At 65.6% G+C, this 2,091-nt stretch carries 1 protein-coding gene; it reads left to right on the top strand.

Going from position 1 to position 2,091, the window contains the following annotated elements; genetic code table 11:
• Positions 1-753 precede the first annotated feature (753 nt).
• Entirely contained in the window at positions 754-1,986 is a 1,233-nt protein-coding gene (locus tag QZY48_RS23210) for a glycosyltransferase family 4 protein (protein ID WP_295435553.1), read from the top strand.
• Positions 1,987-2,091: the final 105 nt, after the last annotated feature.

A 2,091-nucleotide genomic window follows, 5' to 3' on the forward strand; every position in this document is an offset into this window, starting at 1 on the left:
ACGGCTCGAAAGATGCTGATGCACTGATGGCTGACGGCTGACTGCTCTTTCCAGGGGATCGGTGACGCGGACAATCGGGGAGGGCATGGTTCGAGCCCTGGCACTGGCTCCCGGCATCTGGTCGGGAGGACGTGGTTGTCTCTTCTGTCGTCATTCGGGCAGGGCCTCGATCAAGACTCCGGCGGCTTGGGCTCGCCGGGTGCGTAGTCAGGCCATCTTGGCCTGACACCGTCAGGGCTGGAAGCCCTGACTACGCACGCTGCTGGCCGGGATTACGATCAAGGCCCCCGGCAGGATGCTGGAATCCAGTACTAGGGTGGGCGAGCGCGCCACGCGGGCGGCAGGTGCGCGCGTCCTCGCGATCGAACCGATTCCGGGTACGTTCGCCTGGTTGGCGCGAAACATCGCGGTGAGCGGACTGGGAGGGTGCGGTCGGCGCCACGGTTTCGGCTGGGGACTGGGGGGATTTGATGTGCCGTTGCAACGGTGAATGACGAGAAGGCCCGGAAGGGCCTTTTTCGTTTTCGGGGTTTGGGGTTTTCGGGTGATAATGATCCTGGAAAGAGCAGTCAGCCGTCAGCTATCAGTGCATCAGCATCTTTCGAGCCGTCCGGGAGCCGCAGGCGCCCGCCCGACTGGTGATGTGCCGGGTGGTCAAGAACGCTTGAAACTCAGAGCTGAATGCTGAAAGCTGACCGCTGACCGCTGACCGCTGACCGCTGACCGCTCTACTTAAGATAAGGGTTGGACCCCATGGACCTGATTTTTTTGAATCGCTTTTTTTATCCTGACCATTCCGCGACCAGCCAGATGCTGACCGATCTCGCGTGCTATCTGGCGGCGCAGGGGCATCGGGTGCGGGTGATCACCGGTCGCCAGGGTTACCTGGACGCGCAGGCGCGGCTGCCGGCCCGCGAGTCGGTGCAGGGGGTCGAGGTCCACCGGGTCTGGTCCAGTCGCTTCGGACGGGCGGGGCTGATCGGTCGGGCGGTCGACTATTTGAGCTTTTATCTGAGTGCGGGTTGGCGACTGCGACGGTTGACGGGTGCGGGCACGGTGGTGGTGGCGATGACCGATCCGCCGCTCTTGTCCGTGCTGGCGTCTTGGGTCTTGGCGGGGCGACGGGTGCGGTTGGTGACCTGGTTGCAGGACCTGTTTCCGGAGGTGGCCGTGGCGCTGGGCGTCGGCGCGCTGGGTGGGTTGGTTGGCCGCTGGGTGCAGCATGGGCGGGATCTGTCGCTGCGCGGGGCGGCGATGAACGTGGTGATCGGCGAGCGCATGGCCGAGCGGGTGCGGGCGGGCGGGGTGTCGGCGCAGCGGGTGCGGGTGATTCATAATTGGGCGGATGGCGAGGCGATTGCGCCGCTTGCGCCGGCGGAGAATGCGCTGCGGCGCGCCTGGGGGTTGGCGGAGGCCTTTGTGGTGGGCTACTCCGGGAACCTGGGGCGGGCCCATGCGTATGAGACGGTGCTCGATGCGGCGGCGCTGCTGCGGGCGGAGTCGGCTGCGGGGGATACGCCGGTGGTGTTTCTGTTCATTGGCGATGGTCAGCGATTGGCGGAGTTACGGGCGGAGGCGGCGCGGCGGGGTTTGGAGTCGGTGCTGCGGTTTCATCCGTATCAGCCCCGTGAGTCCTTGGCCCTGAGTCTGGGCGTGGCCGATGTACACTGGATCTCGCTGCGTCCGGCGCTGGAGGGATTGATCGTGCCGAGCAAGTTTTATGGCGTCGCGGCGGCGGGTCGACCGGTGTTGTTCGTCGGCGATCCGGATGGCGAGATCCCGCTGCTCCTGGCGGCGCATGACTGTGGCCTTTGTGTCAGGGAGGGGGATGGTGCTGGTCTGGCGGCGGCGATACGACGGTTGCGCGACGATTTTGGTTTGCGCGAGCGCCAAGGGGCTCATGCGCGGCGGTTGTTGGTGGAGCGGTTTGAACAGCGGCGGGCGCTGGAGGCTTGGGAGGGGGTTTTGAAGAGCATTGAGTTTTAAGTATTGCTTGACTCGGCATCCCGGGCCTTGATCATAATTCCGGCCATGCGCCCTTGCGGCAACCCGTCGCGGCCGGGGGCCGCTCCTACGGCGTAGGAGCGGCCC

The organism is uncultured Thiodictyon sp., assembly GCF_903828115.1.
Lineage (GTDB): Bacteria > Pseudomonadota > Gammaproteobacteria > Chromatiales > Chromatiaceae > Thiodictyon.